The organism is Candidatus Gracilibacteria bacterium, from assembly GCA_028687475.1.
Lineage (GTDB): Bacteria > Patescibacteriota > Gracilibacteria > BD1-5 > UBA2023 > STC-74.
The window spans coordinates 328,481-354,509 of the sequence record JAQUAB010000001.1; the positions used below are offsets into that span (position 1 = coordinate 328,481).

Annotated in this window: 22 protein-coding genes and 3 tRNA genes; 10 read left to right on the top strand and 15 right to left on the bottom strand. The window is 41.8% G+C overall.

Annotated features, from left to right (window positions below):
- Positions 1-66: 66 nt before the first annotated feature.
- Positions 67-1,272, top strand: a complete 1,206-nt coding sequence (locus PHY14_01675) for a hypothetical protein (protein MDD2693619.1) — start codon at positions 67-69, stop codon at positions 1,270-1,272.
- A 23-nt stretch (positions 1,273-1,295) separates the two neighbouring features.
- Here the strand turns inward: PHY14_01675 and PHY14_01680 are convergent, their stop codons facing one another.
- The 3 genes from PHY14_01680 to rplK all read right to left on the bottom strand — a co-directional run bounded on the left by PHY14_01680 (position 1,296) and on the right by rplK (position 3,915).
- Entirely contained in the window at positions 1,296-3,269 is a 1,974-nt protein-coding gene (locus PHY14_01680) for a DUF4153 domain-containing protein (GenBank protein MDD2693620.1), read from the bottom strand.
- Between the two features lie 108 nt (positions 3,270-3,377).
- Positions 3,378-3,452 (bottom strand) — tRNA-Glu (locus tag PHY14_01685).
- 25 nt (positions 3,453-3,477) lie between these two features.
- Positions 3,478-3,915, bottom strand: coding sequence for a 50S ribosomal protein L11 (gene rplK / locus PHY14_01690; GenBank protein ID MDD2693621.1), 438 nt, complete (start codon positions 3,913-3,915; stop codon positions 3,478-3,480).
- Positions 3,916-4,077: 162 nt separating this feature from the next.
- Here rplK and PHY14_01695 point away from each other — a divergent pair, with 162 nt between their 5' ends.
- A complete protein-coding gene (locus PHY14_01695) occupies positions 4,078-4,770 on the top strand; it encodes a hypothetical protein (protein ID MDD2693622.1) in 693 nt (230 codons plus the stop codon).
- Here PHY14_01695 and tilS read toward each other — a convergent pair.
- The gene (gene tilS, locus PHY14_01700; GenBank protein MDD2693623.1) at positions 4,763-5,728 is read right to left on the bottom strand and encodes a tRNA lysidine(34) synthetase TilS; all 966 of its coding nucleotides are present in this window, start codon (positions 5,726-5,728) and stop codon (positions 4,763-4,765) included. The genes PHY14_01695 and tilS overlap by 8 nt on opposite strands.
- 78 nt (positions 5,729-5,806) lie before the next feature.
- Positions 5,807-6,445, bottom strand: a complete 639-nt coding sequence (locus PHY14_01705) for a thioredoxin domain-containing protein (protein MDD2693624.1) — start codon at positions 6,443-6,445, stop codon at positions 5,807-5,809.
- Between the two features lie 121 nt (positions 6,446-6,566).
- Between PHY14_01705 and PHY14_01710 the strand changes: the two genes are divergently transcribed.
- On the top strand, positions 6,567-8,045 hold the full coding sequence (locus tag PHY14_01710; protein MDD2693625.1) for a hypothetical protein: 1,479 nt from the start codon (positions 6,567-6,569) through the stop codon (positions 8,043-8,045).
- Between the two features lie 8 nt (positions 8,046-8,053).
- Positions 8,054-9,283: a hypothetical protein gene (locus tag PHY14_01715; protein MDD2693626.1), complete on the top strand. Its 1,230-nt coding sequence runs from the start codon at positions 8,054-8,056 to the stop codon at positions 9,281-9,283.
- Positions 9,284-9,295: 12 nt separating this feature from the next.
- Here the strand turns inward: PHY14_01715 and PHY14_01720 are convergent, their stop codons facing one another.
- The 4 genes from PHY14_01720 to glmS all read right to left on the bottom strand — a co-directional run bounded on the left by PHY14_01720 (position 9,296) and on the right by glmS (position 13,256).
- Positions 9,296-10,096 carry an exodeoxyribonuclease III gene (locus tag PHY14_01720; GenBank protein ID MDD2693627.1) on the bottom strand — a complete coding sequence of 267 codons (801 nt, stop codon included), beginning with the start codon at positions 10,094-10,096 and terminating at the stop codon, positions 9,296-9,298.
- Between the two features lie 163 nt (positions 10,097-10,259).
- Positions 10,260-10,619, bottom strand: a complete 360-nt coding sequence (locus tag PHY14_01725; GenBank protein MDD2693628.1) for a hypothetical protein — start codon at positions 10,617-10,619, stop codon at positions 10,260-10,262.
- A 49-nt stretch (positions 10,620-10,668) separates the two neighbouring features.
- Entirely contained in the window at positions 10,669-11,190 is a 522-nt protein-coding gene (locus tag PHY14_01730; protein MDD2693629.1) for a type II secretion system protein, read from the bottom strand.
- A gap of 236 nt (positions 11,191-11,426) precedes the next feature.
- On the bottom strand, positions 11,427-13,256 hold the full coding sequence (glmS, locus tag PHY14_01735; GenBank protein MDD2693630.1) for a glutamine--fructose-6-phosphate transaminase (isomerizing): 1,830 nt from the start codon (positions 13,254-13,256) through the stop codon (positions 11,427-11,429).
- 324 nt (positions 13,257-13,580) lie between these two features.
- Between glmS and PHY14_01740 the strand changes: the two genes are divergently transcribed.
- Positions 13,581-14,984, top strand: coding sequence for an inorganic phosphate transporter (locus PHY14_01740; GenBank protein MDD2693631.1), 1,404 nt, complete (start codon positions 13,581-13,583; stop codon positions 14,982-14,984).
- A 114-nt stretch (positions 14,985-15,098) separates the two neighbouring features.
- On the opposite strand, the gene PHY14_01745 is transcribed toward PHY14_01740, so the two are convergent.
- Positions 15,099-15,422 (bottom strand): hypothetical protein, encoded by a 324-nt coding sequence (locus PHY14_01745; protein MDD2693632.1) that lies wholly within the window; start codon positions 15,420-15,422, stop codon positions 15,099-15,101.
- Between the two features lie 136 nt (positions 15,423-15,558).
- On the opposite strand from PHY14_01745, the gene PHY14_01750 reads away from it, so the two are divergent.
- Positions 15,559-17,223 (top strand): OB-fold nucleic acid binding domain-containing protein, encoded by a 1,665-nt coding sequence (locus tag PHY14_01750; GenBank protein MDD2693633.1) that lies wholly within the window; start codon positions 15,559-15,561, stop codon positions 17,221-17,223.
- Between the two features lie 107 nt (positions 17,224-17,330).
- On the opposite strand, the gene PHY14_01755 is transcribed toward PHY14_01750, so the two are convergent.
- Positions 17,331-18,134, bottom strand: coding sequence for a restriction endonuclease (locus PHY14_01755; GenBank protein MDD2693634.1), 804 nt, complete (start codon positions 18,132-18,134; stop codon positions 17,331-17,333).
- Positions 18,135-18,255: 121 nt separating this feature from the next.
- Between PHY14_01755 and PHY14_01760 the strand changes: the two genes are divergently transcribed.
- Positions 18,256-18,329, top strand: a tRNA-Arg gene (locus PHY14_01760).
- Between the two features lie 50 nt (positions 18,330-18,379).
- On the opposite strand, the gene PHY14_01765 is transcribed toward PHY14_01760, so the two are convergent.
- Positions 18,380-18,456 (bottom strand) — tRNA-Gly (locus PHY14_01765).
- Positions 18,457-19,301: 845 nt separating this feature from the next.
- Here PHY14_01765 and PHY14_01770 point away from each other — a divergent pair.
- Both PHY14_01770 and PHY14_01775 read left to right on the top strand, forming a co-directional pair.
- The gene (locus tag PHY14_01770; GenBank protein MDD2693635.1) at positions 19,302-21,458 is read left to right on the top strand and encodes a polyribonucleotide nucleotidyltransferase; all 2,157 of its coding nucleotides are present in this window, start codon (positions 19,302-19,304) and stop codon (positions 21,456-21,458) included.
- Between the two features lie 75 nt (positions 21,459-21,533).
- Entirely contained in the window at positions 21,534-22,433 is a 900-nt protein-coding gene (locus PHY14_01775; protein MDD2693636.1) for a hypothetical protein, read from the top strand.
- Positions 22,434-22,445: 12 nt separating this feature from the next.
- Here the strand turns inward: PHY14_01775 and PHY14_01780 are convergent, their stop codons facing one another.
- Positions 22,446-23,270 carry a hypothetical protein gene (locus PHY14_01780; GenBank protein MDD2693637.1) on the bottom strand — a complete coding sequence of 275 codons (825 nt, stop codon included), beginning with the start codon at positions 23,268-23,270 and terminating at the stop codon, positions 22,446-22,448.
- A gap of 24 nt (positions 23,271-23,294) precedes the next feature.
- A complete protein-coding gene (locus PHY14_01785) occupies positions 23,295-23,885 on the bottom strand; it encodes a DedA family protein (protein ID MDD2693638.1) in 591 nt (196 codons plus the stop codon).
- 155 nt (positions 23,886-24,040) lie between these two features.
- Between PHY14_01785 and PHY14_01790 the strand changes: the two genes are divergently transcribed.
- Entirely contained in the window at positions 24,041-24,463 is a 423-nt protein-coding gene (locus PHY14_01790; GenBank protein MDD2693639.1) for a DoxX family protein, read from the top strand.
- Positions 24,464-24,508: 45 nt separating this feature from the next.
- On the opposite strand, the gene PHY14_01795 is transcribed toward PHY14_01790, so the two are convergent.
- A complete protein-coding gene (locus PHY14_01795) occupies positions 24,509-25,903 on the bottom strand; it encodes a glycine--tRNA ligase (GenBank protein MDD2693640.1) in 1,395 nt (464 codons plus the stop codon).
- Between the last annotated feature and the right edge of the window lie 126 nt (positions 25,904-26,029).

Below are 26,029 nucleotides of genomic sequence, written 5' to 3' on the forward strand. Positions count from 1 at the left end.
AAATATATTAATAATTGTCAAATTTATTTTTTGGATATAATTCACTTTTTCCATACACTCACCGACATGATAAAAATAATTTCCTATACTCCGAAAACAGCAGAGGCAAAGCTTCAGAGCATAAGCCTACCAACCCACAATCCTACCAACCCACAATCCTACCATTTCCTTCTCACTTGTCAGTCAGGACTCGAATCCCTCGTGAAGCGGGAATGTGAGAAGCTCCGTCTCGACAATATCCGCGGACAAGATCGTCTCGTGAAGTGCGATGGGACTGAGAAAAACATGTATGAACTCCTTCTCTGGAGTCGTTTTGCGAACCGTGTCTATCTCTCACTTCGCGAAGAGAAAATCACTGATTTCGACACGCTCCATGAAGTGCTTCGAGAAATTGTGTGGAGCGACTATCTGACAGGAAAAGAACAAATCGTTATCGAAGCATCATCGACGAGATCAACTCTCACCAGTACTCCGACTATCCAAAGTGTCGCACAGAATGCGATTTTTTCGACACTGAATACGCCGAACTATACCAATGACACAGAAGTTCATATTCTCATCCTCCTCATCGATAACGTCGCTCATGTCCTTATCGATATCACGGGTGATCCGCTTCACAAGCGTGGATACCGCCGTGAATCTGGAGAAGCACCGATAAAGGAAAACCTCGCAGCAGCGCTCGTGGCTTTCGCCAATTGGAAATACAGTACTCCCCTTCTTGATCCATTTTGTGGTTCAGGAACGATTCCTATCGAAGCCATCATGATAGCGCGAAATATCGCACCAGGACTTTTCCGCAGTTTCCGTATCGAAGAACTTCCTTTTTTTGATGAAGAACGTCTCGAGAATACTCGTGCAGAAGCCGAGAAAAAAATCTATCCAAGTGGAAAATATACCGTTCTCGCTAGTGATATCGAACCTGAGATGGTACGAATTGCTGAAGAAAATGCACGACGTGCTGGAGTTGCGGGAGATATTCATTTCTCGGTAGGAAATTATTTGAGATATGAACGATGAGATATGAACGATGAGACGAGTATGGGTTCACTCATCACTCATCACTCATCACCTATAACTCTCATCACCAATCCTCCATATGGAAATCGTCTCCAGAGTGAAGATATCGATGATATCTATCGGAAACTTATCCGCGAAGTCGGTGAAAATGGCGGCGGATTCATCACGTCATACCCCGTCGATGTACGATTCGGACTCGCGAATAAGAAACTCCTCAATGGTGGCGAAGAATGCCGTTTCTGGTATAAGAAATAAGACCCAAATTCGGGTCTTATTTCTTATTTCTTCTTCACCAGTACATATCCATCCGCATTAGAATACTTCGTATATACTGCCTGCGGAGAGTTATCATTTTCTCCTTCATGATATTCTGGATTCGGGATATTGATATTCTGGAGAATTACCTTCATACTATACTGCTGTCCTTCGAGGAGGAAAGTCATCTCGTCTTTCGATGGATTGATCGTGTCCCACTGTGGAGCATTCGTATGAAGCGCGAGAAAATGCTTCTGCATATCATCGAGTCAGAACACTTCTACAACCTGTCCACTCAATACCAATTCTCACTTGAGTGCATTCATATCGAATCTCATAATATCTTCTCACTGATAAGCATAATCATCTTTCCCAACAACACGGACGATTTTCTCATATCCTGCTACATCGAGTGGAAATATCTCGAACTGAGTATTCTTGAGTCCGAAATAAAATGTCTGTGGAATAGCATTTTTCCCATTGTATGGAAAATTCCGAACTTTGATTTTCTCAGAAATAGTTGATTGAATCTCATAGCTCTGAAGTTCTTTGTAGTATTCATCACGATAACAATTTTCTTTTTTATCTGCGAGACATTTCTGATATTTTTCTTCGGATGCTTGCCATTTTTTCAGTTTTTCTGCTTCAGCCTCAGTAATCTCATGAGTGAAAAGCGTACGAATCGTCTGACAATCATCGAACCGACATACATATCCGATACCCTCATAGATATCATTCGAAAGCGTTGGATCGATCGCTTCATATTTCTCGAGTGGAACAATCACACTTCCAGAAAGGATTTTCGCAGACTGGAGATCCACGAGCAATCTCTCATACTGACGATGAAATGGAAGACTGTAGACTGACCATGGACCAATCGAAATGACGAAGACAATAACCGCAAGTGTCGCAGGAATGAAGGCAAGTCGTTTTTCTCGAGAAAAGCCATAATAGAGAGAAATCCCGAGAAGCCAGATGCCGAAAACGACGACAAAATAGCGATTCATCGTGAGATCATACTGAGCGATTCGAAGATAGATCGCATAGAACAACATCATGACTTGTGGGATCACCGCATATGGGAAATATCGACGCACTCGCTGAATAATGCCATTATTTTCTCCAATGACTTGAGAAAAAATATAGATAATATACCCAAAAACCGAGAATCCTATCACCATCCAGGAGATTTGTCATTTTGGCCAATCGTGGAAATTCAGAAGCACCTTCACCGAATACGCGTAGAGAATCAGGAAATATATGGAAATAAACGGAAGTCCGACATACTTCACGAGAAATGTAAAAAACGGATTCTCATTTCCCTTCGCAAGAGTGATATCCTCACTCGTCGGAATACGAACCAGTCAGAAAAGTGGTGCTGTGAAAGAAAGTGCGAATATTGCCCAATATCCATATGCTTTATCCGAAATCCACGTGACATCAAAAAGTGTATCTATACTCCAAAGTGCAATAGATCCCAGAGCCATCAGCGCTCCACCAATAATCGTCGACATGAGAAAGACGGTCGCAAGCGCATAGAAATATTTCACATATACATTTTCCTTATATCATTTTCCTCCCAGATCAGCCGCGAATGGTGCGAAAAAAAGAAATGCAAAGAATCCAAAAAACGTCAGGAAAACAAGGGTTGTTCCTTCCATAGAATTGAATGGATCGTTTCCGAGCGCGAGATAGAAAAGGATTCCAAACGCGAGAAATCCGATTCCAATCGGTATCTTGATCCATCTTCTGACGTTCAGTTTCTCGAGAGATAGCACTGCTGCGGTCACGAGACAGAATGTCACAATACTCGTAACTATGACATTCCCAAGGATACGAGAAATATCCTTATCTATATCATATCATTGTGCATTGAGATAGGTGAATACTCCACTCACGATGAGTATGAGAAATACAGAAAATGGGAAACGCTTCACGATTCTTGAGAGTTCAGATTTCAGATGTGCGAGAGAAAACAATGAAAGAAATGAAGTCATAAAGAAAACTTAAAGTAGTTTCATTTTACGTTTTTTCGAAAAGAGTCAAACAGGAAATTTTCTACCTGAATTTCTGTTTCTCACAATCAAAAAAGCGCCCCAACAATGTGGTAGCGCTACGGAGAATCGAACTCCGGTTCCGGGAATGAGAATCCCGTGTCCTAACCACTAGACGATAGCGCCGAATGGTTGGGGGCTTTTTTGGATATTATTTCTTTCCGAGATCAGTGGTGATACCCATAGAACGAGCTGAACCCGCTACGATAGACATAGCAGCGTCGAGATCATTTGCATTGAGATCTGGCATTTTCCCTTCTGCGATCGTCTTGAGTTGATCCATAGTGAGGTGTCCGACCTTGACCTTGTGTGATTCCTTCGAACCAGATGCGAGCTTGAGTGCATCCTTGATCCACCAAGTCATAGGAGGTTGTTTTGTGTAGAAATCAAAAGAACGATCTTCATAAATATTGATCACTGTAGGAAGAATCTTCCCCATCTGATCTTTAGTTTTGTCGTTGAACTGTTTACAGAATTCTGCGATCTGGATACCGGTAGGACCAAGCGCAGTACCTACTGGAGGTGCTGGATTTGCCTGACCAGCCTTGAGTTGTAGTTTTACAACTTTTGTTGGTTTTTTAGGAGCCATAATAATAAAGTGGTTTGTCGCATCATGGTCGGGAAACACATGATATAAACAAGAGATATATAAACGTAGAAGCTCGCGTATTATAAAGAATATAGGAAAAATGCAAGAAAAAATGACAAAATCTTTCGAATGCGATATAGTAGTAGAAATAATCATTTTCTTATGCCAAATCACTGAGAATCTCTCAGGAATTCTGTAAACACCATTCCTGAAGTTCCATCCATATCTGCACAATGAGCTGACTATTTTTTCGAGACATACAACCAGAATACCATTAGAACTCTTACGGAACTCATGGATGCAACATCACAAATATTGAAACAACATTTCTCATATCCATTTATCGAAGGAATTTCAGGAAAGAATATGGGATTTTTCACAGAAGAAGATGTAGAAAAGATGAAACTCGATCAGTTCACATGGAATGCTATCTATAACTATAGCCTGAGAAACAAGAATTCTGACATAGGACTCGTTCGAGAAGTTCTCGATATATGACCAACTATTCAAGGAAAAGAGAATGATGCAAGAATCTTATTGGAAGACTATCTTCCTATGGAATGAGAATGAATGTTTCTCGATGCACAATTCCAAAAAGAAATTGGCTCTTCTCGAAAGAATCTCTCTGCTTTCCAAGAAAACACGACTGGAAACTGTCGAATACTCTCGAGTATAGCAAAGACCCTCATAGAATATGGCTCATATAAATACAAAACGTGAGCCATAAAGGTAGAATACGTTCATACTCAAGTTTCTGGACAGAGCCATACTTTTCTCAAAATCACCTCAAAAAATACATCAACAATATTTGATCCTACTACTCTGATTCTCGGACGGTCCTTTTGATCTATATAGAAGAAAAACCAATAACTATCCTCTCCCCTCGCCTCTCGAGATGCAGTTTTCCGATATCTTTCACTCAGAAAGAATTTTTATCAGCAATAAACCGAATCAATTCTTCCACCAACTTTGCCGAGAGCCCCTGATTGGAACCATGATGTGCATGACGATAGAGTTCGACGATGAGTTCTCGCTGGAAGAATGGATGAACTCACTGAAATTCTGTAATAAGAAATGTTTTTGGTTTTCCGGAATTTTTCTCAGCATTCGCGAACCAATCTCACGAAGCAACATCGAAATACGCCGTCATATCTTGCATATATTCCGCGAGATGCTCTATAGTGCGATGGAATGATGGATTTATCTCCAGTAATATTGGTGTCACCTGATGACGGATCTTATTTCGTTCGAAGTTCGTATCAGAATTGGTACTGTCTTCCCGATATGGGATATGACACGTCTCAGCATAGTGGAGAATATTTGCTTTTGTTTTGGTGAGAAATGGACGAAGAATGTAGCCTGATTCGATGCTCATCCCGGAAAGTCCTTGAATTTTTCCTCACTTCAGAAGATTCAGAAGAATCGTTTCTACTTGATCATCGGCATGATGCGCAGTGAGAATATATCTCGCATGATATTTTTTGCGGACTTCTTCGAGAAACATATAACGCTCATGACGAGCAATTGCTTCGAGCGATCATTTCTTCTCTTTTGCCAGTGTTCCGATATCCATTTTCTTCGTCCTGATTCGTATATTTATACTATTGCAAAATTTCGTAACAAAATCACTATCAGCATCTGATTCAGCTCCTCGAAGTGAATGGTCAAAATGTGCTACGATAATATTTTCTTCAGGATGGCACTTGCGCACAAGATCCAGAAGGACCATACTATCCACTCCTCCACTCACGGCAAGGATGATTGTATTTTCTGGAGAAATGTATTTCGAAAATGTTTCAATAAATGTATGCATGGAATTATAGTATAGAAAAAGAAGAAAATCACAAAAAAACTCTCACCAATTATGATGAGAGTTTTTCAGAAGAATATATTACTTGGAAAGGATACGATCCATCTGGCTCTTGAAGTCATCGACAGTCGAGAAGATTGAAAAATCGAGCTTTGTTCCATCGAGAATCACGGTCGGAGTAGCATTCACACGTGCTGCATCACCATCAGCCACATCACGATCTACACTTGCTGCATATGTATTCTCTTTGAGACATGATGAGAATTTCACAGTGTCAATACCAAGCCCATCAGCCGCAGCTACACGTTCATCATCGGATACGGTTGCTCCTGCTTTCTTTTCTTCGAGTGCATAGAGAGCCTTCTTGTAGTCCATGAATTTCCCATTCTGTTCGACAGCACAGTAAAATGCAAGGGAATCACGGTAGGCATTCTTATGAATGCGAGTAAGTGGAAATTGTTTATAGGTGATAGTCGCCTTTCCTGCGGCTGCCAATTCTTCCAGAACTGGGAGAAATGTATGAGAAAAGTTGATACAAGCCGGACATTGGAAGTCAGCATAATATTCAATCTGGTGGGTTCCGCTTCCATAGGTTGGAGCATCTATCACGATACCTACAGTGGCCCCAGACGTATTCTGGGTAGGAGATGTATTTGTCACAACACCCGTACAAGATGCGAGAAATACCAGAGAAAAAAGAAGAACTATATATTTTCACATAAATTAAAGAGGGCTATAAATCTAAAAGAGCTCTTTTCATAAAAGAACTTCCTGATTCTATATATTTCTTTTCTTTTTCCAAATTTTTGCATTTTCTCGACCTTTTGGATAGAATGGAAACATGACAAAGCTTCATGTTCGCATCGTCTTTCTCCTCGCTACATTGGTACCGAGTTTTTCGTATGCGGCTGACAGTTATATTGGATCTTCTCTGGGGTTGGATTTCTATTCGACAATCGATGATGGAAGCTATACACTCATCGATCAAATGGTAAAAACCGAGATGGCGAAAAAGCCAAAACTCGGTGAATTCTGAGCAGGATGTCCGAATATCGATCTCATCGCCGACAAGGCAACGAGTACGGATATTCTCGACTATGGGAAGCTCTCCGAAGCGCTCAAAGGAAAAAATATAACCATAGAGTGATATCAAGCACTCATGACTTGCCTGAATAATACCTATACCGAACTGGTTGCACAAAAAACCAATGAGACCGATAAACTCCAAAAGATTTCTGCTATTGGACTCTATACGGACGGGAACAAAGATAATTCTGATTATGATATCGTCGGAGATATTGATAGAATCAATGGACTTCTTTTTTCTGAAGATCTCAAATACAATGGTGTAACTAATAATTCGAAATCCTCTCTCGCAAGTTATTTAGCAGGAAATGCAGTCCCAGCACTTTTTGTCGAAGAAGCCAGCACAGGTGCAACCAATACAGGAAATCTCGATACTACGAACCTCGGCAATCTCTGTAGCACCAATGATACTAGCATTCCTCTCGATTCTCTCGTAGATGAGAACTTCATGAATGAACTCGACAGTACTCTCAGTAGTGATATGTCAGTGCCCAATGATCTCAGATATGGTGGTGACATCTCGAAAAATTTCTCATCGAGTTCCACTAACAAAACCACTCCGACAAGTGCTGGGGATTTTTTCCATCCTGGAGGAAATTGTAGTGGTATGTTCTGTATTGATGTGCGATTTGTCTCTGGAAATATGAATCTCCTCGGTGGCGGAAAAAGCACTTCGATCGAAGGAATCATCGAGAAACATACTGAGATTCTTGACCCAATCTCGAAAACTCAACTTGCCTGTCAAACTATGAGAAATCAGATGGGAGAACTTTCTTTTGATAAACTCAAACTTTCTGAGATTCTTTCTGGACTTCGTGTATACTATGTAACAAAACCTCAAAAAGAAAAACGACTCAAATCCGAAGCAACCCCACAATCTGAAGAAGAAGAACTCCTCCAGATACAACGCTGTGCATATGCAACATCTGGACTCCCGACGAATATAGAAGCAGCCAATGGCCCACAAGTAGCAGGATATAGCCTCAACACTACATCCAATACAGAAAACTATGACAATCGAATTATTACGACAACACCCCAAGATACGAATCAATATGGAATCGGTGCAAACTGTATGGAACTGTATATGGATGAAGGGAGAAATACGTATGCAAATACCTTTTCTACTGACATCTCAGAGATCGAATCATTCACTCGATCGATGGTGCAGGTCATCACAAATATCGTCAATATAGGAACTCAGATGGATAGTAAACCAACAGGTTGTGTATAACTATGAACATGAAAAAAATTCTCCCCATCATCCTCGTACTCTGAACTATCCCTCAGTTGCTCTCGGCAGCAGAAGGAGCTTGTTCGATAGAAAATGGACCCACTCCTCTGCTCAAGAATTACCTCAATGCAACGGATGCACGAATAATGTCAGTTATCAGTGCTGGAAAGAAAAACAATTGCAATGGCACTTTTTCAAATGAGAGAAAATTTCTCGAAGCGATGGATCGTATTGATATTCGGTCAGAACTGGATACGAATTTTGTAGTAGATTTCCAGTACAATATCCTCATCGCTGCAGAAGGAAACTCTCGATATCCAGTGATTCGTCAGGGACAAATCATTCATGAGAAAGAAACAAAAATCACAAACGCTCTCAAGATTGTCGCCAATAATTGTAATCTCGAAACATCTGTGACAACCGAATGAGGAAAAACAGCAGAAACAGTTCTAGGCGATATGCTCACTCTCAACCGAAAAGTCGAATCATATTTCAAAAGAGTTGCTGGTGGAGATATCAGCCTTCCTGAAGGTATTTCTGATGCTGATAAGAATCTCTTCCAGGAGATTGCCGCAAACTACAGCAAGGATGCGACAAGTGGTTGCCAGAATCAATATGATTTTGAGGAAATAGTATCGAAGCTTCAATGAGCTGTAGATATCAATTTCAAAAATATTGGAAACTCATTTGATAGCTGGAAAAAAGCAATTGATATGTTCCGTGGCACAGAATGAACCCCACAACAACAACAAGATCTCGAGAAAAGACTACTCTCACGAGAACTCGCTCGTCAGTGATTTTCTACAACAGCACAAAAGACCATGCTCGAGAATCTGTCATGTTTCCGGAGAAATACCAGCACCGATTCTACGGTTGAAGAGCTCTCAAAAACACGACAGAACTGTATTCAATCCATTGCACAATGACTCGAAAATATTACCAATCCTCTTCAGCAATCATTTCTCAAGGTAACGAATACAGAAGATTATCTGAAAAAACGCCTCAGAATCCAGACAGAAAAAGCTATCAACAAAGATGATGTGACAATCATCTGGAGTCAACTCAGCACTATCATATCGAATAATGACGAAACGGCAGTCAATGAAGAAATGCTCTCCAATCTTGTGAGCATCCATATGCAACTCGTAGAAGTCAACAAACTCCTTCTCAAGAAGATCCCTGATATGCAGAAAAACTGTATGCGAGAAAATCCGAGTATCGTCGGTGCTTGTCGATAGAAATTGCTATCTCTAGAAATCCAGCATCATCGGACAGTGATCTGATCCCATCTGGTTGGTGAGATACTCTATATTGCGAATATTTGCTATAGTAATATCATCCGCCCAAAGCGCATCGATACGCCACCCGACATTTCTCTCGCGGGACCGAGTAATCACATCCCACCAAGAATACACATCCCGCACGTCGGGATTTTTTGTACGCCAGATATCATGCCAACCATCTTGCACTCGACCATCGAGCCAAGCACGTTCAAGTGGATGGAATCCGATTTTCCCATCATTCTCCTTCGGCCGTGCGAGATCAATCTCCTGATGTGCACAATTGATATCTCATCCCCATATCACCCCTGCCCCACTCGCACGCAGTTCGTCCATATATTTCGCGAATTCCGTATAGAATACAAGTTTATCGTGCCATGCTTGTTCTGATTTTCCCCCATTCGGAAAGTAGATACCAAAAATATGAAGTACTTTTTCTCATGACTTTTTTGATGTAAGTTTCACATGCGCCACTCTCCCTTCATTCGCCGTCGGATCACCAAGAAATGAATCAAGAAATTCCACATCATAATCATCATACATACGCGAACTAATCCATACGCCCGTTCCAGCATATCCAGCCTTCTCAGCGGGATTGTAGTGAGCTATATATCATTCTGGATGATTCATGGATTCTGAGAATTTATCAGGAGTTCCTTTGATTTCTTGCATGAAGAAAATGTCTGGACTATACGTATTCACGAGATTCTGGATTTCTCACTTCTTTTCGACCGCACGGATACCATTCACATTCCAGGAGATTATTCGCATAATTTTTGACGATAAAGAACAAGGGAAGATTATAGAAAAAATATGTAATTACAAGATAATTCTTTTGATTATCCTTGAAAAAATTGGAATCTATCTTGCTTCTTTCTTTGAAGTATTTTGAGAATCAGTCGACGCAAATAAATCAAATTATACATTTCTATTCCTACTTCAGAAACATCATCTTACTTTTCTCCACAATCTCATCTGTCTCAAGATATTCCCGCGTAATATTTCTCTCATCAGCGATCGAGAGGACGATCCTCCGCTCGATAAAATAGAGAAGAAAATCATGGAGTTCGTCAGAATCCTGAATATGTGAATAGAAATTATAGACGGAAAGATGCGGAACATTGAGCTCCTTCCCTATCTGACGCCAAGACTTCTTCTGGAACACATACAACAATATCCCTTTCGTGAGGAGCATCGCAGAGAACTTCTTCGGCACAAAATCCACCTGATGACAAAATCGCTCGACCCGATGATAGTCGCGTGTCTCGATGTTCTGGAATCGGATAAGCCACATTCGAAGAGCATATCAGTAATTTGTTCGAATACAAGTTTATGATATTTAATTACGGGCAAATAACTCCATCAAGACGGGAAAACTTATAGAGATAAAGTCAGCTAAAAGCATTTCAAAAGGAACTCATGATACGATCACACGCAGTGGCAAATTCTCATTCATTTTCATCGAGAAGGTATGGTGCATTCCATGGATCTCGATAGTATTTTTCCGCTTCAGCACTATCATGTCAAGCGTAGAAAAATATTTTATCCACTGCACTCTTCCATGAGGTATAGCATTCATTGGTTTCTGGAATATTTACTAGTGGTCAAGTGAGATCTCAACGTGGAGGTGGTTTACATTTATACTCCGTACAATAACTTCCCGTTATTTGTCAGAGAACTTTATCTGTATTAATTCTTGCTTCTTCGATAATATTTTGCAGATTTAGTATTGCAACTTTTGTTTGAGTTTGTTTTGCTCGCTCGAAATACATATGAGAAATACTCGGCAATAATAGTGCAAGTACCCCTATAATCGCAATAACAATCATAAGTTCCACAAGCGTGAATCCTCACCTCTTATGCATAATAAAAGCATGTAAAATAATAAACACGCCAAAATAGAGTCATGATGTTGAGAGTTTTGGCAAACATAAAAGGGATACCCTGCTCTATGTTCGCCAAAACACCGTATCCATTCGCTCAGAAGAGGAGGAATACCTGAACAGGATACCCCTACATGATTCTGAGCAAATGAACAATAAAAAATGGACGGTATTTTGGCTCTTCTATTGTAAGAGCTTTTTCAGATTTGCAAATTTTTCTATTCCACCGTCACACTCTTCGCGAGATTCTGCGGTTTATCCACATCACGCCCAAGTTTCTTCGCAATTCCCACCGCCATGAGCCAGAGTGGAATGAGCGGGAGAAACGGAGAGAGAAGCGGATGCGTGCTCGGCACTTCGATAACATCGTCATAGAGATCTGCGCGCTTCCCTTCGCCAGCCGTGACCACTCCGAGCACAACACCATTTCGAGCCTTGATCTCCTTAATATTCGATTCTGTCTTATCACGGAGAACTCACTTGAGATTCAGTACTATCGATGGCATCTCTGGACGAATAAGTGCGAGCGGACCGTGCTTCAGTTCTCCACTCGAATAGCATTCTGCATGAAGGTACGTGAGTTCTTTGAGCTTGAGTGATGCTTCTGCGGCAGTTCCATAGAGGAGATTGCGACCGAGGAAGAAGAAGTTCTGGTATTTGGAATATTTCTCGACGATTGGATTCAGGGATTTTGCGGCCATGAGCTGGTCATGGAACTTCGTCGGAAGTTCCTTCATCTTGCGGATAATTTCACGTGCATCCTTCACCTGAAGATCGCGTTTCATCCCGAGTGCGAGTGCCATGAGGATGAGCACTGCGAGTTGCCCGATGATATTCTTGGTCGATGCGACACCGACTTCCACTCCTGAATGTGTATAGAGTCCCATCTCGCACATGCGAGCAATCGTCGAACCGACTACGTTCACGATACCGAATGTGAGACATCCTTTTTCTTTCACCATCTTCAGACTCTCGCGGACATCCGCCGTCTCACCTGATTGCGACATGAAGACATAGAGTGTTTTCTTGTTCGGAAGAAATGTATCATACAAGAATTCGCTACTAATACGAACATCACACGGAATATGAGCAATCTCCTTGAACCAGCTCGAACCGACCACTCCAGCGAAATAGCTCGAACCGCTCGCGATAATCTCGATTCGTTCGATCTCATGATCTCCGAGTGCATCGAGTGTCTCATTCGTGATGGTCTCGGTATCGAAATTGATACGACCCTTCAGTGCATTCATGAAAACATCCGGAATCTCATTGATTTCTTTCTCAGTGAACGTCTCGAAATTCCCGATACTCGCCGTCTGGAATTCTTCCGTGATTTTCTCACGATCTTTCTCTACTTCTTCTCCGAGTGCGAAGATAGAATATTTCCCGTTTTCGATACGAATAATCTCATAGTCTTCCAATGTCACGAATTCTGTCGCCACTCGAGAAACAGCATTGATATCACTCGAAAGAAATGTTCCTTCGTCTGAAACTCCGACAATCATCGGACTTCCGAGCTTCGCACCGATAAGCACTCCAGGATCTTCGCGATCGACAACCGCGAGGGCGTAAGCACCAACCAATCTCGTCAGCACTCGCTCGAACGTCGAAAGGAGATCTTTCTCATACATTTCTTCGATAAGTTTCGCGACTACTTCCGTATCCGTCTCACTGTAGAAATGGTATCCTTTTTTCTGAAGTTCTTCTTTGAGTTCATGATAATTCTCGATGATACCATTGTGAACGACGAAAAACCGCATGTCCTCAGAATAGTGGGGATGTGTATTTTTCTCCGTTACACCACCGTGTGTCGCCCAGCGTGTATGAGCAATTCCCGTTGTATAATCCGCATTTCTTTTGTCGTTTTTCTCGACTTTCGTCGCGAGATTCGAGACTTTCCCGACGGCTTTCTCGAGGAAAATCTCTCCCGTCGGAGAAAGTGCTACAAGACCAGCAGAATCATATCCGCGATATTCGAGATTGCGAAGTCATTCGACGAGAAGAGGAATTGGATTTTCTGATCCATTATAAGCAAATATTCAGCACATAGAGAAATAATTATGAGGAAAAAAAATCAAATTCTTATAAGATGAATTTTGAAGGGATCCCTACGGGATGACAAAATCTGGAAAGTTCACAGCACCAAGTTTGTTGATATATCAATTACCAAAGCTAATCAACTAACAACAATCTATTTTTCTGAAGGCGAAAGTCAAAACAGTTTCCCTTTTTCTGTTTAGTGAGAAAAAAGTTTTTTCTCTTTGGAAAAGCAAAAAATAACACATTTTTGCTGGAAAAGTTCGTCGAATATTTGCTTTTTTTTCGTGATTATGGAAAAATTGGAAGATAGCCCTCGAATCTCTCTCAATCTTATGGATATTTTTATTCTCATTCTCTGTCTCTGAATCGTCCTCTCGTTCGAATTCATCAACGGAATGAATGATACAGCAAATGCCATCGCACCTGTTATTTATAGTCATTCTCTCGAAGCGAAAAAGTCAGTATTCCTCGCTGCTGTTCTGAATTTTCTCGGGGTTTTGCTCGGTGGAACTACGGTTGCCATGAGTATTCTTCATCTTCTACCACTCGGAATTATCACTGAACAACCGACCAATTTTGGTATTCTGCTTGTGCTTTCGATTCTGATTGCTGCAATTATCTGGGATCTCGGAGCATGGTATCTCGCACTTCCAGTTTCGAGTTCTCACGCACTTATCGGATCGATTCTCTGAGTCAGTATTGCTATCATGTATTCCGCTGCTGGAAGTGAATTCACTCCGCATTGGGGAAAAGCGGAAGAAGTCGTAGTTGGACTTTTGATTTCTCCTATTATTGGTTTTGGTTGTGCTCTCATTCTCATCTACATCGCACACCGATTCATCAAACGCGAAGAATACTTCAGGGCTCCTATGAATGCATGAGATCGTCCAAGTCTTGCTATACGATCGACCTTGATTCTCGCATCTGGACTAGTGAGCTTCATGCATGGAAAAAATGATGGACAAAAAGGCGTCGGAATCGCGACGCTTATTCTCATAACCCTGATTCCAAGCGCTTTCGCGATAAATCCGAAGCTGGATATGAACACACTCTCAGAGAATGTTCATGCTATCTCTACCCAAGTAGCACAAATAGATACGAACAAACTCCCAACTCGTGAAGCAGAACTCACTGGTAATATAAAAATTGCAACCAATGAACTCCAAACGCTCATCGCAAAAGCAGGAAATGGGGAAATCGATCGTGCAGGAATCCGCAAAAATATATTCAAAATCCGGGATAATTATACATCACTCAATACTCTCGAGACAAACAATCTTGTCCCGAGTGCAAGTGCGAATAGTGTCCATATTTCTCTCGCGAACATCAATGAAAACATCAATAATCTGCTCGGTGCTACAGATTATGTACCATGGTGGATTATTGTTCTTGTATCTATCGCAATCGGTTCTGGAACAATGATTGGATGGAAACGTATCGTCGAAACTATCGGTGAAAAAATCGGGAAATATAAAATGAATTATTCACAAGCGGCATCTTCTGCTTTTATCACAGCAGGAACAATTGGCGCCGCTTCTACTCTCGGACTCCCTGTCTCTACGACTCACGTCATGTCATCGAGTGTGGCAGGTACGATGGTCGAAGAACATGGATGGAAAAATGGTATTGATCCACATATGGTCAAACATATTCTCCTCGCATGGATACTCACTATGCCATCGACGATTCTCATTGCAGGAACTTTATTCCTCGGACTTCAGTGGTTTTTTCTCTAGAAAATTTGACTTATCAGGGAAAGATTCTATACTCCGCTCGACCAATGCCGTTCAATCATTCGTCGAAAATCCCCCAGAGGGGGATTTTTTTGAATTTATGAGAAAATATAATTCTTATCCCGGACGTCACTCCATGATTCTCCTATATAACTCATGAGACCTTTCCTTCAGGCGACGCCCTTTGATTCATTCACATATCTCATTATATCTATCCTTTGCTTGTTTATCTGTTTTATATGTTTTGGAAAGTACTCAAAGCTCCTCCAATTCTGCAGAAGTTGCATAGCTAACATGGAGTACTACTCCTTGTTTATCAATATCATCAATAGCGTGTCCTTCTCTAAAACCATAGCCCACAACAGTATCTCCTAAATCATCTATATCATGATGTTCAGCAAGGACAACTGGCTTATCTGCAGGTGTAGAGGTATTAAGCATGGATATCTTTGTTTATTTGGTGAATAAATGTGATATTATATTTTAATTATAAATTGTCAATTTATTTTGTAAAGAACAAGCATCTCTTGCCTTTTCCCTCCCTTTCCATATATTGGGAGGGATTTTTTATACCACTATGTCTACTCCAAACTACTCCACCGAAACCCTCGACCGCATCCGAAAACTCGAACGTATCAAAACGCTCGGGGTAAATCCATACGCTACCAAGTTCGATATCACACACCAGATTGGACAGATTCTCGTGAATCATCCAGCAAAAATCGAGGAAGGTCAGACTTCGTCTTTTCGTGCTGTGGAAGATATTATCCCTGCGCCCGTGAGCGAAGTTTCGCTTGCTGGACGTGTGATGCTTCATCGCAGTTTCGGGAAAATCTGTTTCGCGACGATCAATGATGGAACTGGACGTGTCCAGATTCTTTTTTCTCGTGAGAATTGCAACATCATCGTCGATGGTGAGAAAAAAACAGAACTCTCTCCCGTCATCCTGAACGAAGTGAAGGATCCAGGAACAATGGAAACACTGGATTCTTCGGCAAAGCCTCAGAATGACGGAAGCGCGGAATCTTTATCTGCATATAAATTCGCAGAGAAACTGATTGATTTATGAGATTTTGTCGGAGTCAAGTGAGAGCTTTTCTACACACACAAGGGGGAGCTCACACTCTTCGTGTCAGAATTCTCATTTCTCACGAAAGCCATCCGCCCACTTCCAGAGAAATTCCACGGAATGGAGAATGAAGATGAGCGCTACCGCAAGCGCTACCTCGATATGGCAATGGACGATGAACTCCGTGCTCTGTTTTATCGCAAAGCGAAATTCTGGGAAACGATTCGCAACTTCATGAAGGACAAGGGATTTCTCGAAGTCGAGACTCCGACGATCGAACATACGACGGGCGGAGCCGAGGCTCGACCGTTCGCGACGCATCACAACGACTACGATGTCGATGTCTATATGCGCATCTGTGTCGGAGAACTCTGGCAGAAGAGACTTATGGCAGGAGGATTTCCGAAGACATTCGAGATTGGACGCGCCTATCGCAACGAAGGTTCAAGTCCTGAACACCTCCAGGAATTCACGAATATGGAATTCTACTGGTCATACGCCGACTACGAGGATGGCATGAAACTCGTCCAAGAGCTCTACCAAGCCATCGCACTCACAGTATATGGTCGTACGAAATTCACGGCAAAAGGACATGAATTCGACCTCGCGGGTAACTGGCCAAAAGTCGACTACCTCGAAGCAGTGGAATCAAAAACAGGAATCAATCTCCTCACAGCGACCGATGAAGAGATGAAAGCAAAACTCGCAGAACTCGGTGTGAAATACGAAGGAGATAATCGTGAACGTCTCACAGACACGCTCTGGAAATACGTACGAAAAACCATCACTGGCCCAGCATTTCTCGTGAATCATCCGCAGATTATCTCTCCTCTTGCGAAAGCAAGTGCGAAATCCCCAGGAAAAGTCGAACGATTCCAGCCGATTATCGCGGGAAGTGAGGTGGGAAATGGATTCTCAGAGCTCAATGATCCACTCGATCAGCGATCCAGATTCGAGCTCCAACAAGAACTCCTCGCACAGTGAGATGATGAAGCGATGATGCCAGAATGGGACTTCGTCGAGATGCTCGAACACGGTATGCCTCCGACGTGTGGATTCGGATTCGGTGAGCGATTCTTCGCCTTCCTCGAAGACAAGCCGCTCCGCGAATGTCAGTACTTCCCTTTTATCAAACCAAGGTTTGGAAGTCATCACTCGCTCGGATGAGAATAAGCAAGCTTCTTCTCTCCTCACTTCGTTCGACTATGAAGCCCGTTCATGTTGTGGAAGAGAAAGATGAGAAATAAAAATTCCCCTTCGAGAAATCGAGGGGGGTTTTTCTATAATTGTTTAATAAAAGTACATTTTGGGTAATTTGCACACCCGAGAAATTGTTCTCATGAATGTTCTCAATTTTTTGCTACTCGTAAGATAAGCTCTCATCAACATCTTTCACAGAGACCATAATTTGAATTGAAAGTATCATGTATTATTTCCCTACTTTCCACCAATTTCTTAAGATAATTTCTATCCCAAAGTTCTATTCCATACTTCTTAGCCTCAGAAACGGCATCAGTAGTGAATCATGTTGTGGTAACAAAGATTCATCCTGCTGGAGGATTTTCACCATTCATTACTCCGTGAAGTTCACGAATTTTCTCAACTCAGATTAGATCTGTTTCATAATGTTTACATTGCACAAAATATTTTTGCTCATCATATATTGCAGTTACATCGACTCATCAATCTTTTATTCCTGCTCACAGAATTGAGTGAAATCATTTCTCTTCAAGAACACTTGCAATAAATGTTTCAAATTCACGCCAATCTAACTTCATAATTTCATTAAATCTCTGGAGTGCCATATATCTTTTCTGCTTTCGGTACTTCTGAAATTTTATTAGTACCCAGAAAACAACCATTACAACTATTGTAATGGGAATGAGAATATATGGATTCCTTATGACATAATCAACAAGCCAGAAATAATATTCCATTATTTTAATATAATAAGGCATTAGTACTAGTAAAATCAAGGCAACTCCAAACTGCAAAATTCGAACAAACATATCTTCCAGAAAAGATTGAAAGCTTTGCGGAGAGGAATGATAATATCTCTTCCTTTTGTATGAAGTTTTTCGCATATAAAAATAAATGAAAGTAATAATAGATTATCCTTTCTTTCCCTTTCGGTCAAATCCCATAAAATTATCGAGGCATTTTTTGCCTTTCTCATACTTTTGGATATGCTGTCGAAATATTTTTGTCCTCGTAGTTTAGTGGAAAAATACGGGCCTCCGAAGCTTGTGACACAGGTTCGATCCCTGTCGAGGACACCAGAAATACAGAAAATCCCCTCTCATATTGAGAAGGGATTTTTGGTTTCATATGGAGCAGGTAATGGGACTCGAACCCACAACAGCCGCCATGGCAAGGCGGTACTCTAGCCAATTGAGCTATACCTGCAAAAGAGTACGAGAGGCATTTTATATATTTTTTTGGAAAATCAAGTTTTCCTCATAGAGAAATCGAGAAAGAAAAATATATAAAGTTTGACAAACAATTTTTATTTCCTATAGTCCGCGAACTCTTTTTGATTTTCTCGCGAAGTGATTCGCGAGCTGACAATTGAGACTATTCCAACCACACGCACTCTTCATGGAGTTGCTAAAGGAGAGAAAGACCGATGAACACCACCAAGAAACCGACTGAACCAGAGGTTCGTAGCCAAATCCCGCTACCAGCCCATATTCCCCCTCACCTCAGGGAGGTCTACGTAAATCGGGCTAAACAAGCCCAAATGCAATCCTCCTGAATTTTCTTTGTTTCATCGTAGAACATAGGACTCCAAAACCTCATGTTCTCGACACCCCCCACGAGGGGTGTTTTTCTTTTGTTGAGAATATTTTGACAAAAAGAAAATACATCCTACAATCACCCTCGAATATTCCAGAGGCCCACAAGGCTCTCGCGGGAATTCCCCTGCATCCAGCTGGGTAAGCGCTGGACATTGAAGGAGAACAGCGATGCGTTGTTGGATTACGAAAGTGTAAATTGACGGCATCGATAACCCCGGAAGGAATTTCTTCCGGATTCCTTCAACCCCGACCCGCTCACGCGGGTCTTTTTCTTGCTCGCACGGATTCTGTTGCTATTTCCCCCATTTTCTCTATAATCACCTGTGTATATCACTGCTCGCCTATCCGAAGAAGCTGATACGAGTCATTTTCTTTGGATCGACGAGTGATATTTCCAAAAAAGGTCTGGTGTTCCTTCTAATCACCAATTACTAATTTCTAATCACTACCCATATGATTGTTGCCCTCAAGGATAAGCTCGCACTCTCGCGAGCTGTTGTCGAAAAAACCTACTCTATCGGTGGGAAACAAATCACGTTCGAATCTGGACGTCTCGCGCTCTTCGCGACTGGTTCTGTGGTTATCAAGGATGAGGATGGAAATTTTCTCCTCACAACTACTGGTATCGGGAATCCGAAAGATGGAGACTTTTTTCCTCTCACGGTAGAATACCAAGAGAAATACTATGCGAATGGAAAAATCGGTGGGAATCGCTTCATGAAGCGAGAAGGTCGTCCGAGCGAGACTTCTATCCTGAATAGTCGTGTCATCGATCGTCCTATCCGTCCGATGTTCCCGAAAGGAACTCGCACAGAAGTACAGATTATCTCGACTATCATGAGCTCGAGCGGTGTTTCTGACTTCGGTTGGTATGGTGTCACTGGTGCTTCTCTCTCTGTTATGCTCGCGGGCGTGAAGGAATTCGAAGCTCCTGTTTCTGGAGTTCGCGTGATTGCGGATGAGGCTGGGAATTTCATTTTTGACCCGACATTCGAACAACTCCAGACAGCGCACCTCGACCTCACCGTTGCTGGAACTGAAGATGCTATCACCATGGTAGAAAGCCAAGGAGATCAGGTTTCCAATGATCTCATGGTTCGCGCATTTGAGTTCGCTCACGCGATTATCAAGGATTTCTGTAAGGCACAGAAAGATTTCGTTGCTGAATATACAAAAGTCTACGTCCTTCCTGAAACAGAACTCACTGTCGTAGAGACGGATACAGAAGTTCTCGCAAAAGTCCATGCGCTTGTCACAGAAGATGAGATCAAGGCACTCTACAATCTCGGAAAACTCGAGTTCCACGATGCTATCCACCATCTCGTAGAATCAGTTGCTGAGAAACTCGGATACGACGAAGAAACCAATACTCCAAAAATGGCAGATATTGCTGACAGTGTGAAGGATGTTGTGAAGACTCACATGCGAAAGACGGTTCTCGGAACTCGCTCACGTCTCGATGGTCGTGCGCCTGGTGAGGTTCGTCCTGTTCGTGCTACTGCGCCGATTCTTCCTCGCACTCATGGTTCTGCACTTTTCGAACGTGGTGTGACACAGGTTCTCTCTATCACGACACTCGGTGGACCATCAGATATCCAACTCATCGACGACATGTACGAAGAAGATACAAAACGCTATATCCATCACTACAACTTCCCTCCATTCTCTGTCGGTGAAGTGAAACCACTTCGTGGTGTTGGACGTCGCGAGGTTGGTCATGGTCGTCTCGCTGAGAAGGCACTTGAGCCAGTTCTGCCAGATGAGACAGATTTTCCATATATGATCCGTGTTGTCAGTGAAACTACGACTTGTAACGGTTCGAGTTCTATGGGAAGTGTCTGTGGATCGACTATGTCTCTCATGGACGCAGGTGTGCCGATCAAGGCTATGGTAGCAGGTGTTGCTATGGGAATGATCTACGATGAGACGACTGGAAAGTATGAGATTCTCGCTGATATCCAAGCTCAGGAAGACTTCCTCGGTGATATGGACTTCAAGGTAGCTCGTACAGATACTGGTATCACAGCACTTCAGATGGACTGTAAGATTTCTGGCCTCTCTATGGATGTGATTCGTGAAGTATTCGCGAAGTCTATCAATGCTTGTGGCTATATCATGGGTGAGATGAAAAAATGCCTCGCAGAACCACGCAAAGAACTCTCTCCATATGCACCATTCCTTCTCGCGGTTCATGTTCCAGAAGAGAAAATGCGCGAAGTCATCGGTAAAGGTGGTGAGACGATTCAGTGAATTGAAAAAGATTTCGGTGTGGAAGTGAACCTCGAAGATGATGGACAATGTACTATCACCGCGAAAACTCAAGAGGCTGGAAAAGCAGCACTTGAGTTCATCAAGGGTATTCTCAAAGACATCGAGGTTGGTGATATCTATGAAGGAAAAATCGTGAAAATCCTCGATACGGTTGGTGCTATCGTCGAGATTGCCAAAGGAAAGGAAGGAATGATCCATATCTCAAAATTCGGAGTCAAGGAGCGTATCGCAGATGTGAACACGGTTGCCAAGGTCGGTGAAATAGTGAAGGTAAAAGTCTATTCTGTCGACAAAGAAAAAGGACGAATTGGACTGGAAAAAATCAATTCCGAAGTATAACTGCCACTCCTAGGATTACATGTATATGATTTTATATTTGAACATCTTAGGATAAGAAATGTATAAAAGAATCCCATGAACCTCCCAACCCTCGACACCATCGTCCTCGATACTATCAATACATATCAAAATGCGGAGAATCTCCCGCAGATAGACTTTTCCCAGTTCCACGCACCACTCGTCGTCGGGAGTGGAAATGGGATTGCGACGGGGAAAATCCTTTTTCGGAACATTCCAGCATTTTTCGCATCCGAATCAGAAGTCGAAGAAAAACTCCGAAATATTCCATCCATCGAAGAAGTAGTGGTTGTCTCAGCGAGTGGAGAGAAGCATGCACCTATTATTCTCGAACTTGCGGAAAAAATGGGAAAGAAAACATTTCTCATTTCTTCCAGCGAAACCAGTCCTGCTCGAACTATTGCTGATACGAGTTTTGTTTTCCCGAAAAATACAGAACCATATACTTACAATACTTCGACGTATTTCGGATACCTCTATGGTGCTGAAGCGAATCGAGAACTCTCCAAGCTTCGTGATCATATCACTCAGACTATCGATGCCATCCTCAGTAATATAGACTGGAAATCTTATACTGGGTATATTGTAGTCCTTCCGAACGAGTTCGCACTCCTGAGAGATATGATCGAGATGAAGTTCATCGAACTTTTTGGACGCAAGCTTGCTCGTGACGTCTTCACCTATGAGCAAATGAAGCATGCTATCACAGTTGTTCCTGATGATCGAGAACTCTTCCTCTGTTTCGGCAATGAGACATGAATACAATACGGAACCAATCAAGTGAATCTTCCTGTTTTCGATACACAAAGTTATGCAGCGATGATGCTGGTCGGATATTATACAGTATGAAAAATACAGTGAGTACTCCCCTCCTACTTCATGGACTCTATTGAGAAATATTGCGAGACAGCACCAGAGAAATTCGGATTCCATCCTTCACCAATCGTGAAAGCATAGAAGCCCAACCAACTATCAAAAATAAAAGTGTGCCTCAGGAACACGTCATTTTTCTGGTAAGATAAGAGAATTTCCTGAAAAATCTATACAATTTCATCATAGAAGGCTCACTCCTATAAATCCAATAAGGATATCTCTCATTTGCGGGGTATGAAATAAACAATGTGCAAATTCTCATTGAATAAGCCCCACAAGAGCATCATCCCATCAATATATTTCTTGACTTTGTACTATAGAATAACCCTCTTCTACATATGGAGTTAAAACCTCTGGAATTACCCTGTTGTTTGCATATACCACTTTTTTTATAGTATTTGGTGGTTGAAGTTTAGTTTTTATATTTGTTTTCATATCTTGAATAAAAACCTCATCTCAAACCTTTGCATATAAAATACCCTTAGTAGGATAATATACATATATAAGTGGAAAGCTTCCTCAAACGAGAAGGGCTAGACAGATAGAATAACCTGCACTTCCTTGTATATATTCCAGTGTTCCATCAATCGGATCAATAATAATGCTTGCCTGTGCATTTTGATTCGAGAAAGATGAACATGTCATAGTTTCCTCTTCAGCATCAAGAATAAAGTCTCTTGGCTCGATAATCTGTATCAACTTTTGTAATAGTATCTCTTGAACTTCTTCGTCTATTTTTGTTTTTGCATTTCGACGAAGTATTGTTTCCTCAGTATCTCAATCGATTAATTCTCATTCTTTTCCTATATTTACTACTCATTGTTGATGTTCAATTGCATATTTTCAAGCAATAAGAAAACTCTGAAAAATTTCTCATGCAAGTACCTCAAGATTGTATGTTCAGAAAATATAAGTACCCATACTGTATATAAATAGATTCGAAAACTATTTCCGGAAAATCTTGAACCAAAGATAGATACCAATCAGTACAATAGAAACATATCCAACCTCATTCCCATATCGTCCAATCAGAGTTGTCATACTATCTCCGAAGATGTACCCGAGAGTCACAAGAACCGCACACCAGAGAGTCGCACCGAGAAATGTAATCGAGATAAATGGGAGCATCTTCATGCGAAAAATACCAGCAGGAATCGAGATCAGATGACGCACGACTGGGAGGAGTCGTCCGATAAATGTATATATCCTGTCATTCTGGAGAAAAAGATCTTCTGCTTTTTTGTATTTTGCTTTCGTGATGAGGATATATTTCCCATATTTCTCGAGGAAAGGACGCCCGAGCCATTGTCCGAGAATCCAATAATTCAACAGCGCCCCCACAACAGAACCAACTCCGCCAACAAGAACAGCAAGAAATGGATCAATATGTCCAGCAGCAGCAGAAACCCCAGCGGGTATCATGACGAGCTCGGATGGAACAGGGAAAATCGAAGATTCCAGCGTCATGAGGATAAAAATCGCCGTATAATCAATCGTCGAAAAGAACGAAAAAAGTGTATTGATAAGATCGTGCATAAGAAAAATTTATATGTGGATTGTATCGAGAAAAGAGGAACTCGCAAATTTCCTTTTCAAGATATGATAAATTTATAATATAAAGCAAAAACGTTTGCATTTTTGAACGTTTTCGTACAATATTTTCGTACCTTTATATTTTTACTTTTCTTCCTATGAATTGGCTATTCTTTCTTGGTCGGCTCCTCTTGGTTGCTATTTTCTATTCTTCTGCTTATAGCAAAATAACAAACTTCGATATGTTCGTTGGTATTGCTGATGGTGCTGGTATGCCATTTCCTGTGATTGCTATCATTGGTGCCATTGCTCTTGATCTCGTCGGAGCAACACTTCTCCTCGTGGGAAAAAAGTTCGCTGGATCTGGTGCTGCACTTCTCATTCTATTCCTCATTGTTGCGACTCCATTCTTTCATAACTTCTGGGTGGAAGCTCCTGGAAGCCTCGCATACACGAACCAATACAACAACTTCATGAAGAATCTCTCTATTCTTGGTGCGATGTTCATCATGCTCTGGTACTACCAGAATGAATGTCCAGTTCTCAAGTTTCTCGGACTGGCGAAAGGAGAAAAGAAATAATATTTGTTCGATTAAAAGAATCCCCGATTTCTCGGGGATTTTTCTTTAGCAACCTTTCGATTTGAGCCAAGTGATGAGATTCTCGATTTTCACAATTTCTTGTTCTCCCGTATCACGATCGCGAACCGTCACTTGACCTTGATCGTAGTTCTCTGGTTCGACACAGATAGAGAATGGGATACCGATTTCATCTGCACGAGCATATCGCTTTCCGATAGTTCCCGCTTCATCATATTCACACATGAATTCACTCGAAAGAAGTGAATAGAGTTCATCCGCTTGTTCTGAGAATTTTTTCACGAGTGGAAATACTCCAACCTTCACTGGTGCAACCTGTGGTGCAAAACGCATCACTACACGACTTCCCTCTTCATTCGTCACCTCATCATACGCATCACACATAGCTGCGAGCGTGAGACGAGAAAGTCCGATAGATGGCTCGATCACGTATGGAATATACTTCGTATTATCAAACGGATCGAAGTAGGAGAGATCTTGTTTCGAGAGGGACATATGCGCATTGAGATCATAGTCCGTACGATTCGCGAGCGTTGAGATTTCTCCCCAACCGAATGGAAAGAGGTATTCAAAATCTCCAGCCCGCTTCGAATAGTGTGGAAGTCCTTCTTTTGGGATTTCGACAAAACGAACCTTCTCTGCCTTGAATCCGAGAACTTCCGTAAAGAATGTTGTCTCGTTTTCGAGCCATTCCTGGAAGAGTTCTGCATCAGTTCCTGGTTTGCAGAAATATTCAATCTCGATCTGTTCGAATTCACGAGTTCGAAAAATGAAGTTTTTCGGAGTGATTTCATTGCGAAATGCCTTTCCGCACTGTGCGACACCGAATGGGATTTTTTTGCGAGAACTGCGAGCAATGTTCGGGAAGTTCACGAAGATTCCCTGAGCTGTCTCAGGACGAAGATAGACAAGAGAAAGTGCATCTTCTGTCGTTCCCTGATGTGTCTGGAGCATGAGATTGAATCGCTTTACATCACCCCAATCTTTCGCACCACAATTCGGACATACAATATGACCGAGCTTCATATATGCATTGAGATCATCGAGAGAAGTCTTATCTCCAGCCCAACTGTTCGGTACAGGAAAATTCGCATCTTTTTCGAGTGCTTCTTCGATGAGCTTATCTGCGCGATGACGAGTATTACATCCACGACATTCCATGAGTGGATCAGAAAATGATCCAACATGACCCGACGCAACCCACACATTTGGATTCATCATGATTGCTGCATCGAGAAGTACCATATCTTTTCGCTTCTGAACAAAAGTCTTCATCCAGAGATTTTTGATATTTTCCTTGAGAAGGATTCCGAGTGGACCGTAGTCCCATGAGTTCGCAAGACCTCCGTAGATCTCAGAACCCTGATAGACAAAACCTTTTGTTTTCGCAAAGGTAACGAGTGTTTGCATATCTGCTGCCATAAATAGAAAAGTTAGGAAGTAAGTTTCTCTCTCGTGGACAAAAAAGACCCACAAAAAAGAATAAACTTTCTTGGGGTCCTTTTAATTTTGAATTCGTAATCTTGAATTTTGAATTATTTCGGACGG